This window comes from Azospirillum sp. B21 (assembly GCF_008364825.1).
Taxonomy (GTDB): Bacteria; Pseudomonadota; Alphaproteobacteria; order Azospirillales; family Azospirillaceae; genus Azospirillum.
Map to the genome: position 1 here is coordinate 607,769 of NZ_VTTO01000003.1, position 13,977 is coordinate 621,745.

Genomic DNA, 13,977 nt, shown 5'->3' on the forward strand with positions numbered 1-13,977 from the left:
CTGGGCATTGCACGTCGTGACGTGCTTGGCGGTGCACGTCGTGACGTGTGGCCCGGGAGTTTATGCGGCGGAGAAGCTCCGCGCCAGCCCCCGCGCCACCGCCGCCAGCTTGTGGTGAGCGCCCAGCGTGACCTTCGCCTTCATCGGATCGCGCGCCTTCAGCCGCCGCGACAGCGATTCGGCGAGACTGAGGATCACCGCCGCCTCCATCCGCAGACCGCGGTGCTGGATCAGGCCGGGCAGGGCGGCGGCGCGTTCCAGCAGCCGGTCGGTATGCTCCAGCGCCTGATCGAAGATGGCGCGCATGCGGACGTCGCTCTCGCACTCGACCAGACGCTCGACGCTGATGCCGGCGTCGTCGAACCAGACCAGCGGGATGTAGCAGCGGCCGAGCTGGGTCCAGTCCTCCCGCGCGTCCTGCAGATGGTTCAGCACCTGCAATGCGGAGCAGAGCGCGTCGGAGGCCGGCCCCGCGGCCACCCCCTCGCCATGCAGCTCCAGCAGGTAGCGGCCGACCGGGTTGGCGGAGAAGCGGCAATACAGCAGCAGGTCGCTCCAGCTGTGGCAGCGGGCGCCGACCGCGTCGCGGCGGAAGGCACGCAGCACCTGCCGGGCATGGCGGTCGCTGACACCGGTCTTCTGCAGGCTCTCGCGCAGCTCGGTCGCCGGCTTGAGGTATGCGTGCTTGGCCTGGCCGGAGGTCAGCGCCCGTTCAAGCGCCTCAAGATAGGCCAGCTTGGTCTCCGGCTCGAGATCGGGATCGTCGGCGATGTCGTCGGCCAGCCGCACGAAGCGGTAGAAGGCGATCACATGCGGGCGCAGATGTTTCGGAATCAGGCGGGAGGCGACCGGGAAATTCTCCCCCGTCTCGTCCTTGCGGGCGACCGGGCCGGTCTTGCGGGGCTTCGTCGGGGCGATGTTGAAATCCGTCATGGGATCCCTGCCTGCTGCGCGTCGGGGCTGGCGATGCGACCTTGTGTGCTTCATATAGGCGTGGCAACAGGCTTTGGCCCGTCCTTCCGTCGATCCTCCCCACATTTTCCAATCAGGCATCCCATGGTGAAGGCTGCGACCGACCTGTCCTATTGCGGACGGGAGGTTCGGAAATATGACAACGACCACTTTCTGGCAGGTCTGTTCGTTCCCGCCGACAGGCGCGAGGCGATGTTCGCACTCTACGCCTTCAACCTGGAGATCGCGAAGACCCGCGAGGTCGTCAGCGAACCGATCCTGGGCCAGATGAGACTTCAATTCTGGCGTGACGGCATAGAGGCCGTCTATGAGGATGGACCCGTACCCCGCCATGGCGTGATGGATCCGCTTGCGGAAGCCGCGCGCGGGCTGGGGCTGAGCCGCGCCCTGTTCGACCGGCTCATCGACGCGCGGGAAGCCGACCTGGACGACACGCCGCCGGCCGACCTGACCTGCCTCGTCAACTATGCCGAGGTGACCGGGGCGCCGCTCGTCCAACTGGCCCTGGAAATCCTGGGCGTGCGGGACGGTGAGGCGATGCAGGCCGGGCGCCACGTCGGCATCGCCTACGCCCTCGCCGGCATCCTGCGCGCGGCGCCCTTCCTGGCCCGCCAGCATCGCCAGCGCCTGCCGGAAGACCTGATGCAGCGCTATGGCGCCAAGAGCGAGGATCTGTTCGCCGGCCGCTCCACCCCGGAACTGCGGGCGGTGGTGAATGAGGTCGCCGACGTTGCGCACGGGCATCTGGCCGAGGCGCGCGCCCTGCGCCGTCAGGTGCCGAAGGCGGCGGTGCCGGCGCTGCTGCCGGCCACGCTGGCCGACCTGCATCTGGGCGTGATCGCGCGGGAGGGGAACGACGTGTTCGCCCCGCGCGTGCTGCTGCCCAATCCGTTCCGGCAGATGAAGCTGGGCTGGGCGGCGATGCGCGGGCGCTACTGACGCCCGCGCGCCATCACGCCGGTCAGTCCTTCAGCCAGCTGTCGAGGTCGGCCAGTGCCCGGCGGGTGTAGGCAAGCTTGCGGTCGCGGCCGCGGATCTTGTCGTCCACCGGCGGGAACAGGCCGAAATTGACGTTCATCGGCTGGTAGGTCTCGGCCTCCGCCCCGCCGGTGATGTGGCCGAGGATGGCACCGAGCGCCGTGGTGACCGGCGGCCCGCTGATTTCCTGACCCAGACGTTCCGCCGCGGCGAAGCGGCCGGCGAGCAGGCCGACAGCCGCGCTCTCCACATAGCCCTCGCAGCCCGTGACCTGCCCGGCGAAGCGCAGGCGGGGCAGCGACTTCAGCCGCAGGGCGCCGTCGAGCAGGCGCGGGCTGTTGAGGAAGGTGTTGCGGTGCATGCCGCCCAGCCGGGCGAACTCGGCATTCTCCAGGCCGGGGATCATGCGGAAGATGCGCGCCTGTTCGGCATGGCGCAGCTTGGTCTGGAAACCGACGAGGTTGTAGAGGGTGCCCAGCGCATTGTCCTGGCGCAGTTGGACCACTGCATAGGGGCGGCGTTCCGGCTTGTGCGGGTTGGTCAGGCCGACCGGCTTCATCGGGCCGTAGCGCAGGGTGTCGACGCCGCGCTCCGCCATCACCTCGATCGGCAGGCAGCCTTCGAAGTAGGGGGTGTTCTTCTCCCACTCCTTGAAGTCGAGCTTCTCGCCCTCGATCAGCGCGGCGATGAAGGCGCGGTATTCGTCCTTCTCGAAGGCGCAGTTGATGTAGTCCTTGCCGGTTCCGCCGGGGCCGGGTTTGTCGTAGCGCGACTGGAACCACGCCTTCGACAGGTCGATGCTCTCCAGATAGACGATGGGGGCGATGGCATCGAAGAAGGCCAGCGACTCCTCGCCGGTGTGGTCGCGGACGGCTTCGGCCAGGGCGGGGGAGGTGAGAGGGCCAGTGGCGACGATGACGCTGTCCCACTCCTCCGGCGGCAGGCCGGCGACCTCCCCGCGCTGCAGGGTGATCAGCGGATGTGAGCCGATAGCCTCCGTCACCGCATCGGCGAAGCCGTCGCGGTCCATGGCGAGCGCGCCGCCGGCCGGCACCTTGTGCGCGTCGGCACAGCGGAGGATCAACGAGCCGCAGCGCCGCATCTCCTCGTGCAGCAGCCCCACCGCATTGTATTCGGCGTCGTCCGAGCGGAAGGAGTTGGAGCAGACCAGCTCCGCCAGCTTGTCGGTATCGTGGGCCTCGGTCTTGCGGACAGGCCGCATCTCGTGCAGCACGACTGGGACGCCACGCGAGGCGAGTTGCCAGGCGGCTTCCGATCCGGCGAGACCGCCGCCGATGACGTGGACGGGGCGAAGGGTGTCGGTCATTGAGACGATATTCCAGACAAAAGACTGCGGATGATTCGCGCGCAATCTAGGCTGTCTGCTGTCAAAACGACAGTCCTCAAACGGCGGCATGCCAACACAGATCGGCCGGCCCCCACAAGGAAGGCCGGCCGCAAGTCGATCAGGAGTCAGTCAGAACATCAAATCTGCCAGAACGGTGTACCGCCAGGACGAGCGGAGGCTCACTCGCTCTTGGTCGTCGTGCTGCGTTCGATGGTGGTGGCGCCGGACGGGGCCGGGGTCACGGTGGTCGAACCGTAGCTCGGCGTGGTGGTCGTGGTGGTCGTCGTGCTGGTGGTGGAGCCGTCGGAGCCGCAGGCGGCCAGCAGCAGCGCGGCCCCCAGGGCGGTGCCCACACCGGTCAGAATCGTCTTCATGCGCCTCTTCTCCCATGCAGTGCGAACTCTGCAGGGGAGAACACGGCGCAGCTTGCGTTTGTTCACGCTCTCTTTCGGGTTGCCGATTTCCGCACAGCCGGCTTCGCCTTCAGGTAGGGGGCGAGGTAACGGCCGGTATAGCTGCGCTCCACCTTCGCGACATCCTCGGGCGTGCCTTCGGCAACGATCTCGCCGCCGCCGGTGCCGCCCTCCGGACCCAGGTCGATGATCCAGTCGGCGGTCTTGATGACCTCCAGATTGTGTTCGATCACCAGCACCGTATTGCCCTGGTCGACCAGCGCGTGCAGCACCTCCATCAGCTTTTCGACGTCGGCGAAATGCAGGCCGGTGGTCGGCTCATCCAGGATGTACAGCGTCCGTCCGGTGGCGCGGCGGCTCAACTCCTTGGACAGCTTGACGCGCTGCGCCTCGCCGCCCGAGAGCGTGGTCGCCGCCTGACCGATGTGGATGTAGCCAAGGCCGACCCGTTCCAGCGTATCCATCTTGTCGCGGATGCCGGGCACGGCCTTGAAGAACTCCTTGCCCTCCTCGACCGTCATGTCCAGCACGTCGGCAATGGTCTTGTCGCGGTAGGTGACTTCCAGAGTCTCGCGGTTGTAGCGCTTGCCGTGGCAGACGTCGCAGGTGACGTAGACATCGGGCAGGAAGTGCATCTCGATCTTGATGACGCCGTCGCCCTGACAGGCCTCGCAGCGCCCGCCCTTGACGTTGAACGAGAATCGGCCGGGGCCGTAGCCGCGCGCCTTCGATTCCGGCAGACCGGCGAACCAGTCGCGGATCGGCGTGAAGGCACCGGTGTAGGTGGCGGGGTTGGAGCGCGGGGTGCGGCCGATCGGCGACTGGTCGATGTCGATGACCTTGTCGAGATGCTCCAGACCCAGCACTGCGTCATGGTCCGCCGGATGCTCGCGCGCACCCATCAGCTTGCGCGCCACCGCCTTGTACAGCGTCTCGATGATCAGCGTCGACTTGCCGCCGCCCGACACGCCGGTCACGCAGGTGAAGGTGCCCAGCGGAATCTTCGTCGAGACGTTCTGCAGGTTGTTGGCGCGCGCACCCTGCACCTCCAGGAACTGGCCGGGATGGCCGGGCCGGCGGGTGTCGGGGACCGGGACGAAGCGGGTGCCGTTCAGATATTGGGCGGTGATGCTGTCGGGGTTCTTCTGAACCTCTTCCGGCCGGCCCTGGGCGATGACGGTGCCGCCATGCTGGCCGGCGCCGGGACCCATGTCGACCAGATAGTCGGCACTGCGGATGGCGTCCTCGTCATGCTCGACGACGATGACGGTGTTGCCGATGTCGCGCAGGCGCTTCAGCGTTTCCAGCAGCCGGTCGTTGTCGCGCTGGTGCAGGCCGATGGACGGCTCGTCCAGCACATAGAGAACGCCGGTCAGGCCGGAGCCGATCTGCGAGGCAAGCCGAATCCGTTGGCTCTCGCCGCCGGACAGGGTGCCGGACCCGCGGCTGAGTGTCAGATACTCGAGGCCGACGGCGTTGAGGAAGCCAAGCCGCTCGTTGATCTCCTTCAGGATCCGGTAGGCGATCTCCCGGTCCTTCGGGCGCAGATGCTCGTTCAACTCGCTGAACCAGGCGCCGGCGCCGGCGATGGACAGTTCCGCCGCTTCGGAGATGTTGCGGCCGCGGATCTTGACCGCCAGCGCCTCGGGTTTCAGACGAGCGCCCTTGCAGACCTCGCAGGGCTGAGAGGACTGGTATTTCGACAGCTCGTCGCGGGTCCAGGCGCTGTCGGTCTCGCGGTAGCGACGCTCCAGATTGTTGACGATGCCTTCGAACGCCTTGTTGGTCTGATAGCGCCGCAGGCCATCGTCATAGGTCATGGTGATCGCCGACCCGCCCGAGCCGAACAGGATGGTCTGGCGCACCTTCTCCGGCAGATCCTGCCAGGGGGTGGTCATCGACGCGCCGAAATGCTCGCAGATGCTTTCCAGCGTCTGGTCGTAGTATTTGGAGGTCGAACCCGCCCACGGCGCGATGGCGCCCTTGGCGAGCGACAGCCGCTCGTCCGGCACCACCAGCATCGGGTCGAAATAGATCTTGCTGCCCAAGCCATCGCAGGCCGGGCAGGCGCCGAACGGGTTGTTGAAGGAGAACAGCCGCGGCTCGATCTCCGGAATGGTGAAGCCGCTGACCGGGCAGGCGAATTTCTGCGAGAACACGGTCAACTCGTTGGTTTCGGCATTCTCGACCCAGACGATGCCGTCCGCCAGCCCCAGCGCGGTCTCCAGCGAATCGGCCAGACGGTTGCCCAGCCCCTCGCGCACCACGATGCGGTCGACCACCACCTCGATGTCGTGCTTCAGCTTCTTGTTGAGCGCCGGCACCTCGTCGATCTCGTACATGGTGCCGTCGACCCGCACGCGCTGGAAGCCGCGCTTGCGCAGGTCCTGGATTTCCTTCTTGTACTCGCCCTTGCGGCCGCGCACGAACGGCGCCAGCAGCAGCAGGCGCGTGCCTTCCGGCATCGCCATGATGCGGTCCACCATCTGGCTGACCGTCTGGCTTTCGATGGGCAGGCCGGTGGCGGGCGAATAGGGGATGCCGACGCGCGCCCACAACAGGCGCATGTAGTCGTAGATCTCCGTCACCGTGCCCACGGTTGATCGCGGATTCTTCGACGTCGTCTTCTGTTCGATGGAGATGGCCGGCGACAGGCCCTCGATCGAATCGACGTCCGGCTTCTGCATCAGTTCCAGGAACTGGCGCGCGTAGGCCGACAGGCTTTCCACGTAGCGCCGCTGCCCCTCGGCATAGATCGTGTCGAAGGCGAGCGACGACTTGCCCGATCCTGACAGGCCGGTGATGACGATCAACTCGTCGCGCGGCAGATCCACATCGACGTTCTTCAGGTTGTGTTCCCGCGCGCCGCGGACGCTGATGTACTTGTTCATGGAGTGTTCTTTTACCCGAAGCCCATCCGGATGGAAAGTGGCAAGCAGCCGTGCCGCATGACGAAATACGGACCGCCCTGCTGAGTCTCTTGCGGGACCGCCGGACGCTGGCCGGCTGACGATATATGCGCCGGGCGCGTCATTGCCACGGGTGCCCGGCGCAGGTCGGTCATGACCAGAAGGGCGGCACCGCGCGGAAACGCTTCCACAGTTCGGGCAGCGCCTTGCGCCGCTTGTCCGTCTGGCGCTCGATCCAGGCGGCGACGGCGGCGGCGGTCTTCGGGTCCGCACCCTTCAGTTCGCCCAACATGCGGGCGCCGGTGACGGCGTCCTGTTCGGCGTCGAGCGCCGCCTGCAGCGGCTCAAGCGTCGCGAAGAAGGGCAGGGCGGCGGCCTCCGGATAAAGGCCGCGGAAGAAATCGGCGGTATAGCGCAGGCTGCGCAGCCGGCGGCGCAGCTTGTCGCGGCCCTTGGCATCCTCCGGCGGCTTGGCCGCTTTGCCGAGCTTCGCCATGCGGGCCGACAGCCAGCCGCCAGCCAGCGTGGCGACCGGCGCCGACAACATGGCGCGGCGGTCGCCCTCGGCCTCCGACATCCAGCGGCCATGCTCCAGCCACGCCCCCAGTCCCAGGACCATGGTGGTGCAGCCGGGCGCCAGGATCGCCGCCATCGCCTCCCGCGCCGGACCGGCCCCGGCAGAGCGGGCGAGAGCGGCAAGCTGGTCCAGCGCCGGGCGGTTGATGACCGGCAGCGCGGAGGAGTCGGCGAGCAGCGGGTCGATGACGCCGGACATCAGCACGTCCCAGCCCCGTGCCGGTCCAAGCCGTTTTGCCAGCGCCCGGCTCTCCTCCACCAGCCGGTCGGCTTCGGGGGAGGCGATCAGCGGCGCGAAGAGCCGGTGGGCGATGCGAAGCCGGCGCAGCGCGATGCGCATGCGGTGCAGCCCCTCCACGTCGCTGCCGCCCAGCGCGCAGGCCTCGTTGGCGAGGAACTGCCGCAACGCCTGGCGCAGGATGTGGCGATAGGCCTCGGCCACCGTGGTCAGGGGCGACAGGCCCAGCGGCTCGGCCTCCACCGGGCGGGGCGTCTTGCCGGTGACCAGCCGAATCCCGGCCTCCGCCTTGCTTTCGGTGCCGATGCGCATGGGGATGGCGGCCTGCAGGGTCAGTGCCAGATCGAACAGGCTGGCGACCTTTCCGGCCTTCAGCTCCAGTTCCACCTCGCTGATCGGCAGCGAGTTGCCGCCGGCATAGACCCGCCCGTCATCGACCGCCATCTCCACCGCCGTCAACGGATCGGGACGGAGCAGCAGGGTGGTGCGGCGGAAATCGGTGATGAACAGGCAGTCCAGATCGTCGAGAGCCGCCGCCGGCACCAGACCGGCGACGCCGGGATCGGTCAGCACGCCGCGATCCACCGCCTCGCCCGCGACGGTCCAGTCCCATTCCCGCCGCACCGCGACCGCGGCGGAATCGCCGGGGCTGGCGCTGTTGACCGTCTTCAGCGTCTGGACGAAGCGGTCGCCCTCCTGCCGCACGCGCAGCGCCACGCCGTTGGCTGCCAGCTTCAGGTCCGGCGTGTCGAAATAGGCGGTACGCAGGCGCTGAGTCGTCGCCGGCCCATCGGCCAGCGCCAACAGGGCCGGCAGCGAGGCGACCCGCGCCAGATCCGCCGAGGCCGCATGGAGTTTCAGCTCCACCTCGCGGAAGGCGGGGGCGGGGGCTTGCGCATCGGGGGCGGCCGACGGATTGGCTGGCGGAATGGCGGGTGGCAAGGGTCGGCGTCCTCCCGAATCCGGCCGAAATGGCCTGGCGGCCAAAGTGGCCTGGAATGGAACTGGTGGTTCCGTGGATACTCCAACCGCCGCCGCAGGTTAAGAGAGTTTACGCGGTTGCACAAAATCCGCCAGCCGGCCGGCGCCAAGCTCCAGGTCCGCCCAATGCAGGGTCTCGAAGACAAGGACGGCGCAGGCGCCGGTCGGAAATTTTTCGGCCAGATCATGGCGCAGGTGATGGTCGCCGCTGCCGGTCAGTGCGTTCGCCAACTCGTGCAGATCCGGATTGTGGGCCACCAGCATCACGCCGGTCGCCTTGTCCGGTACGTCGCGCAGCCGCTCCAGCAGCGTGCGGGCGCCGCACAGATACAGGCCGCGTTCATGCTCGACCGGCGGATAGGGTGCGCCCATCGCCGTCATCACCCGCTTGCGCGTTTCCACCGCCCGGACCGCGGTCGAGCACAGGACGAGGTCGATATGGGCATGATGCCTGGCGAGATAGCCGCCGACCAGCGACGCCGCCTTCTCCCCGCGGGCGTTCAGGGGACGGTCGTGGTCGCCCAGCGACGGATCGTCCCAGGAGGATTTGGCGTGGCGCAGCAGGAACAACGTCTTCATGGCGGGATTCGGTCGTATTAGACTGGCCGTATGGCGGGGAAGGGGTGGGAGATGGCTTGGTACATCGCCAAATGGGAGTCCTGAAACCGTAACGCATATGGGATACTCTGTCTGCCCACCATGTAACGGTTGCCCGAGGCGCCGCACCGCGGCCCGGGGCGGACGGGGTCCCAAGATTTCAGAGGTTGACGTGACGCATCTCCAGGAACTCGAGTCGGTCGGCATCGAGCCCAACGCTCCGGAACGCTTCATCAATCGGGAGCTGTCGTGGCTGGCCTTCAACCAGCGTGTCCTGGACGAGGCCGCCAATCCGAACCATCCCCTTCTGGAAAGGCTGCGCTTCCTGTCGATCTCCGCCAGCAACCTTGACGAATTCTACATGGTCCGCGTCGCCGGCCTGAAAGGGCAGGTGGCCGCCGGGGTGAAGGCGCCCAGCCCGGAGAATCTCACGCCTGCCCAGCAGCTGACGGCGGTCAAGCAGCGCATCGCCGCATTGATGGACAGCCAGCAGACGATGTGGCGCACCCTGAAGGGCGAGCTGCGCGAGGCCGGAATCTCGGTCGTCGATCCCAGTGACCTCAGCGAAGGCGAGCTGGATTGGCTGGAGGCCAAGTTCCTCGACGACATCTTCCCGATTCTGACTCCCATCGCGGTCGACCCAGCCCATCCCTTCCCGTTCCTGCCGAACCTGGGATTCTCGCTGGCGCTTCAGCTGCACGATCCGGTCAAGGGCCGGCACATCGACGCGCTGGTGCCGCTGCCCACGCAGCTGGAACGGTTCATGCGCCTGCCGGGATCGGACATCCGCTTCATCCAGCTGGAAAAGGTGGTGATGCAGTTCATCGACCGCCTGTTCCCTCCGTTCCAGGTCAAGGCGCACGGTGTCTTCCGCGTCCTGCGCGACAGCGAGATCGAGATCGAGGAAGAGGCGGAGGATCTGGTCCGCACCTTCGAAAGCGCGCTGAAGCGCCGCCGCCGCGGCAGCGTCATCCGGCTGGCGACCGACAGCGGCATGGCGGCCGATCTGCGTGAATTCCTGCGCCATGAACTGAACGTGGCGTCGGACGACGTCTTCATCCTGGACGGGCTGATCGGCCTGACGGACACCAAGCTGCTGATCGTCGACGAGCGGCCGGATCTGGTCTTCCGCCCCTTCAACGCCCGCTTCCCCGAGCGGATTCGCGATTTCGGCGGCGATTGCTTCGCAGCCATCCGCCATAAGGACATCGTCGTTCACCACCCCTACGAATCTTTCGACGTGGTGGTGCAGTTCATCCGGCAGGCGGCGCGCGACCCTCAGGTGGTGGCGATCAAGCAGACGCTCTACCGCACCAGCAAGGACAGTCCCATCGTCGCGGCCCTGATCGAGGCGGCGGAGGCCGGCAAGTCGGTAACCGCGCTGGTGGAACTGAAGGCCCGCTTCGACGAGGAGGCCAACATCCGCTGGGCGCGCGACCTGGAACGCGCCGGCGCCCAGGTGGTCTACGGCTTCGTCGATCTGAAGACGCACGCCAAGGTGTCGCTGGTCGTGCGGCGCGAGAAGAAGGCGCTGCGCAGCTACGTCCATTTCGGTACCGGCAACTATCACCCGATCACCGCGAAGGTCTACACCGACCTGTCCTTCTTCACCTGCGACCCGGCGCTGTGCCACGACGCCGCCGTGATGTTCAACTTCATGACCGGCTACGCCACGCCAAAGGTTCTGGAGAAGATCGCCATCGCGCCGATCACCCTGCGCCAGCGCCTGTCCGACCTGATCGAGGGCGAGATCGCCCATGCCGCCGCCGGCCGTCCGGCCTCGATCTGGGTGAAGCTGAACTCCCTGGTCGATCCGGTCATCATCGACAAGCTTTACAAGGCTTCCCAGGCCGGGGTGCAGATCGACATGATCATCCGCGGCATCTGCTGCCTGCGGCCGGGGGTGAAGGGGTTGTCGGAGAACATCCGCGTGCGCAGCATCGTCGGCCGCTTCCTGGAGCATGGCCGCGTCATCTGCTTCGGCAACGGCCATCCCATGCCCAGCAACCAGGCCAAGATCTTCATCTCCTCGGCTGACTGGATGACACGCAACCTGGACCGCCGCATTGAAACCCTGGTGCCCATCGAAAACCCGACGGTGCACGAACAGGTGCTCGACCAGATCATGGTCGCCAACATGAAGGACGACGCAAGCACCTGGAAGCTCGGCCCCGATGGCGTGTACCATCGGATCAAAGCTGGCCCTGACGCGTTCAGCGCCCATAATTACTTCATGACCAACCCCAGCCTGTCGGGCCGGGGCAGCGCGCTCAGCAGCAAGCGCACGCCGCCGCGGCTCATGCTGCACGCGGTGTCCTGAGGACGGGTGACGGGAGTCTGAGTATGAGCAAGGACAATCGCGCGGCCGCCGTTGCGGGCGACGTTTCCGCCGTCTGGAATGCGTCGGCCGGTGGTTCGGCGGAGCGCGTCGGCGTGATCGACATCGGGTCCAACTCGATCCGGCTCGTCGTCTATGACGGGTTGACCCGCTCGCCGCTCGCCCTGTTCAACGAGAAGGTGCTGTGCGGCCTCGGCCGCGGGGTGGAGAAGTCGGGCCTGCTGAACCCCGACGGCGTGGCCCAGGGATTGGCGGCGCTGGAACGCTTCGCCACACTGGCCCAGGGCATGCGCGTCGGCCGGCTGGATGTGATCGCCACCGCCGCCGTACGCGATGCCCGTGACGGCGCCGCCTTCGTCGACGCCATCCGCCGCCGCGCCGGCCTGACCGTCCGCGTCATCTGCGGGGAGGAAGAGGCGCGGCTGTCCGCCATGGGCGTGCTGTCCGGCACCCCCGGCGCCGACGGCCTCGTCGGCGACCTCGGCGGCGGTAGCCTGGAGTTGGTGACGCTGGACCGCGGCGTGATCGGCAAGCAGGTGACGCTGCCGCTCGGGCCCTTGCGGCTGATGGAGGTCGGCTCTTCCAAGGGCGGGCCGGCCAAGCTGATCGACCAGCATCTGGAATCGCTGCCCTGGTTGCCGGCGATGAAGGGCCGGCCCTTCTACCCAGTCGGCGGAAGCTGGCGCGCCATCGCCAAGCTGCATATGGAGCAGTCCGGCCACCCGCTGCACATCATCCACCACTACACGATTCCGTCCGCCGACGCGCGGGAGTTCACCGGTCTGATCGGCCGGCAGAGCCGCTCGTCGCTGGAGAAGATGGCGGGGTCGCGCCGCCGGCTGGACACGCTGCCCTTCGCCGGGCTGGTGCTGGAGCGGCTGCTGCGCATCGCCCAGCCGTCCAAGCTCGTGTTTTCCGCCTATGGCCTGCGGGAAGGCCACCTCTATTCGCTGCTGTCGCCGGAAGGGCAGCGCGAGGACCCGCTGATGGCCTCGGCCGCCGACTGGGCACGGCGCTTCGGGCGGATGGGCGACCCGGCTCTGCTGATGTCCTGGACAGCCGGGCTGTTCGCCGGCGAGGACGACAACGCCATCCGCCTGCGCCATGCCGCCTGCCTGCTGAGCGATGTCGGCTGGGCCGACCATCCCGATTACAGGGCCGAGCATGCCTTTCTGCGCGTGCTGCGCTACCCGTTCCCGGCGCTCGACCATGACGAGCGCGCCTTCCTGGCGCTCATCGCCCATGCCCGCTATTCGGGCACCATCGACGTGCCACTGACCGCGCCGGTGCGGACCCTGGTGTCGGAAGGGCAGGGGATGAAGGCGCTGGTGCTGGGGCTGGCACTCCGCCTCGCCCACACGCTGTCAGGCGGCGCCACGGCGCTGCTGGAGCGGACCAGCCTGAAGGTGGGCGACGGCCGCATCGTGCTGTCCCTTCCCGATGACGGCAGCGTGCCGTCCGGCGAAGCGGTGCAGCGCCGCATCGACGCGCTCGCCAAGGCGATGAACCTGAAGAGCGATGTGGTTCAGCCGCTGCGACCACAAGCGGCGGAGTAGGGCGGCAGAGCAGGGCCTGTGGAACAGGGCAATCGGGCCGCTCGCCGCTGAATGGCGGCCGCGGCCCGATCGTATCAGGTTCCGGTAATGGAAACGCCGCCGTCCACCAGCATCGCCGTACCGGTCGTGAAGCTGGAAGCATCGGACGCCAGATAGAGCGCCGACTGGGCGATCTCGCGTGGCGTGGCGAGGCGCTTCAGCGCGTGAAGCCCCTGGACGAATGCCAAGGCCTCCGGCGTGTTCGACACCGCCCGTCCCATCGGCGTGTCGGTGCCGCCCGGCAGCAATGCGTTGGCACGGATGCCGTGGGGGCCATATTCGGCGGCGATCACTCGCATCAGCCCGATCAGCCCGGCCTTGCTCGCCGCATAGGCGCCCATTCCGGGAAAGCCGACCGTGTGGCCGACGAAGGTGGAGGTGAAGATCAGCGATCCGCCGCCGCAGGCGAGCATCGCCGGAATCTGGTGCTTGGCTGCATGAAAGGCGCTGGTCAGGTTGGTGTCGATCACGTCATGCCACATCTCCGCGGTCATGTCCGGAATCGAGGTTTGGGCGCCGGTGGCGCCGGCATTGTTGAAGGCGATATCCAGACCGCCGAAGCGTTGAGTGGCGACCTGAACGGCTTCACGCGCAACCTCTGCGTCCTTGACGTCGCCGGCCACTGCGACGGCCTCGGTGCCTCTGTCCCGGATTTCCTCCGCCAGTCGCTCGAGTTCGTCGCGCCTCCGTGCCACGAGCACGAGAGTCGCGCCTTGCTCCGCGAACAGCAGCGCCGTCTCGCGGCCGATCCCCGAACTGGCGCCCGTGACGATTGCAATCTTTCCGTCGATCTGTCCCATGGCCATTCTCCGTTGCGATGAACGGCCCGAAAATCGCGAACACAGGCCATGGCAGGCTATCCGGTTCTTGCTTTCGAATTCGCAAGGTCGGAACCGCCCCGTTCCGCCCCGAACGTCCAATAATTTCCATAATCTTGCTTATGTGTTTTTTATGTGTGTAGGCGCAATGTCAGAATGTCAGTCCAGCGCAACATAGAACTGTCAGTCTTCCGTCGGGATTGCGACGGCTGGG

Annotated in this window: 10 protein-coding genes; 3 read left to right on the top strand and 7 right to left on the bottom strand. The window is 67.2% G+C overall.

All coding sequences use genetic code 11. The features are described from left to right. Window positions 1-60 precede the first annotated feature (60 nt). Window positions 61-933 carry a squalene/phytoene synthase family protein gene (locus FZ983_RS11015; protein WP_149223584.1) on the bottom strand — a complete coding sequence of 291 codons (873 nt, stop codon included), beginning with the start codon at window positions 931-933 and terminating at the stop codon, window positions 61-63. A 123-nt stretch (window positions 934-1,056) separates the two neighbouring features. On the opposite strand from FZ983_RS11015, the gene FZ983_RS11020 reads away from it, so the two are divergent. Next, window positions 1,057-1,911, top strand: a complete 855-nt coding sequence (locus FZ983_RS11020) for a phytoene/squalene synthase family protein (RefSeq protein WP_149223585.1) — start codon at window positions 1,057-1,059, stop codon at window positions 1,909-1,911. A 22-nt stretch (window positions 1,912-1,933) separates the two neighbouring features. Here FZ983_RS11020 and trmFO read toward each other — a convergent pair whose 3' ends face one another. The 5 genes from trmFO to FZ983_RS11040 form a co-directional block, all read right to left on the bottom strand. Then, window positions 1,934-3,277 (bottom strand): methylenetetrahydrofolate--tRNA-(uracil(54)-C(5))-methyltransferase (FADH(2)-oxidizing) TrmFO, encoded by a 1,344-nt coding sequence (gene trmFO / locus FZ983_RS11025; protein ID WP_149223586.1) that lies wholly within the window; start codon window positions 3,275-3,277, stop codon window positions 1,934-1,936. A gap of 200 nt (window positions 3,278-3,477) precedes the next feature. Continuing rightward, the gene (locus FZ983_RS34020) at window positions 3,478-3,672 is read right to left on the bottom strand and encodes a hypothetical protein (RefSeq protein WP_063634422.1); all 195 of its coding nucleotides are present in this window, start codon (window positions 3,670-3,672) and stop codon (window positions 3,478-3,480) included. 62 nt (window positions 3,673-3,734) lie between these two features. Next, the gene (gene uvrA / locus FZ983_RS11030) at window positions 3,735-6,602 is read right to left on the bottom strand and encodes an excinuclease ABC subunit UvrA (RefSeq protein ID WP_149223587.1); all 2,868 of its coding nucleotides are present in this window, start codon (window positions 6,600-6,602) and stop codon (window positions 3,735-3,737) included. Window positions 6,603-6,771: 169 nt separating this feature from the next. Beyond that, window positions 6,772-8,376, bottom strand: a complete 1,605-nt coding sequence (locus FZ983_RS11035) for a CYTH and CHAD domain-containing protein (RefSeq protein ID WP_149223588.1) — start codon at window positions 8,374-8,376, stop codon at window positions 6,772-6,774. A 99-nt stretch (window positions 8,377-8,475) separates the two neighbouring features. Continuing rightward, window positions 8,476-8,994, bottom strand: coding sequence for a histidine phosphatase family protein (locus FZ983_RS11040; RefSeq protein WP_149223589.1), 519 nt, complete (start codon window positions 8,992-8,994; stop codon window positions 8,476-8,478). A 190-nt stretch (window positions 8,995-9,184) separates the two neighbouring features. On the opposite strand from FZ983_RS11040, the gene FZ983_RS11045 reads away from it, so the two are divergent. Then, entirely contained in the window at window positions 9,185-11,332 is a 2,148-nt protein-coding gene (locus tag FZ983_RS11045) for an RNA degradosome polyphosphate kinase (RefSeq protein WP_149223590.1), read from the top strand. A gap of 23 nt (window positions 11,333-11,355) precedes the next feature. Beyond that, on the top strand, window positions 11,356-12,906 hold the full coding sequence (locus FZ983_RS11050; protein ID WP_149223591.1) for a Ppx/GppA family phosphatase: 1,551 nt from the start codon (window positions 11,356-11,358) through the stop codon (window positions 12,904-12,906). A gap of 74 nt (window positions 12,907-12,980) precedes the next feature. On the opposite strand, the gene FZ983_RS11055 is transcribed toward FZ983_RS11050, so the two are convergent. Beyond that, complete coding sequence (locus FZ983_RS11055; protein ID WP_149223592.1) at window positions 12,981-13,745, bottom strand: SDR family oxidoreductase; 765 nt, start codon at window positions 13,743-13,745, stop codon at window positions 12,981-12,983. Between the last annotated feature and the right edge of the window lie 232 nt (window positions 13,746-13,977).

Coding starts and splice junctions, on each gene's coding strand:
- FZ983_RS11015 (WP_149223584.1), bottom strand. CDS start 933: ATGACGGATTTCAACATCGCCCCGACGAAGCCCCGCAAGACCGGCCCG.
- FZ983_RS11020 (WP_149223585.1), top strand. CDS start 1,057: ATGGTGAAGGCTGCGACCGACCTGTCCTATTGCGGACGGGAGGTTCGG.
- trmFO (WP_149223586.1), bottom strand. CDS start 3,277: ATGACCGACACCCTTCGCCCCGTCCACGTCATCGGCGGCGGTCTCGCC.
- FZ983_RS34020 (WP_063634422.1), bottom strand. CDS start 3,672: ATGAAGACGATTCTGACCGGTGTGGGCACCGCCCTGGGGGCCGCGCTG.
- uvrA (WP_149223587.1), bottom strand. CDS start 6,602: ATGAACAAGTACATCAGCGTCCGCGGCGCGCGGGAACACAACCTGAAG.
- FZ983_RS11040 (WP_149223589.1), bottom strand. CDS start 8,994: ATGAAGACGTTGTTCCTGCTGCGCCACGCCAAATCCTCCTGGGACGAT.
- FZ983_RS11050 (WP_149223591.1), top strand. CDS start 11,356: ATGAGCAAGGACAATCGCGCGGCCGCCGTTGCGGGCGACGTTTCCGCC.
- FZ983_RS11055 (WP_149223592.1), bottom strand. CDS start 13,745: ATGGGACAGATCGACGGAAAGATTGCAATCGTCACGGGCGCCAGTTCG.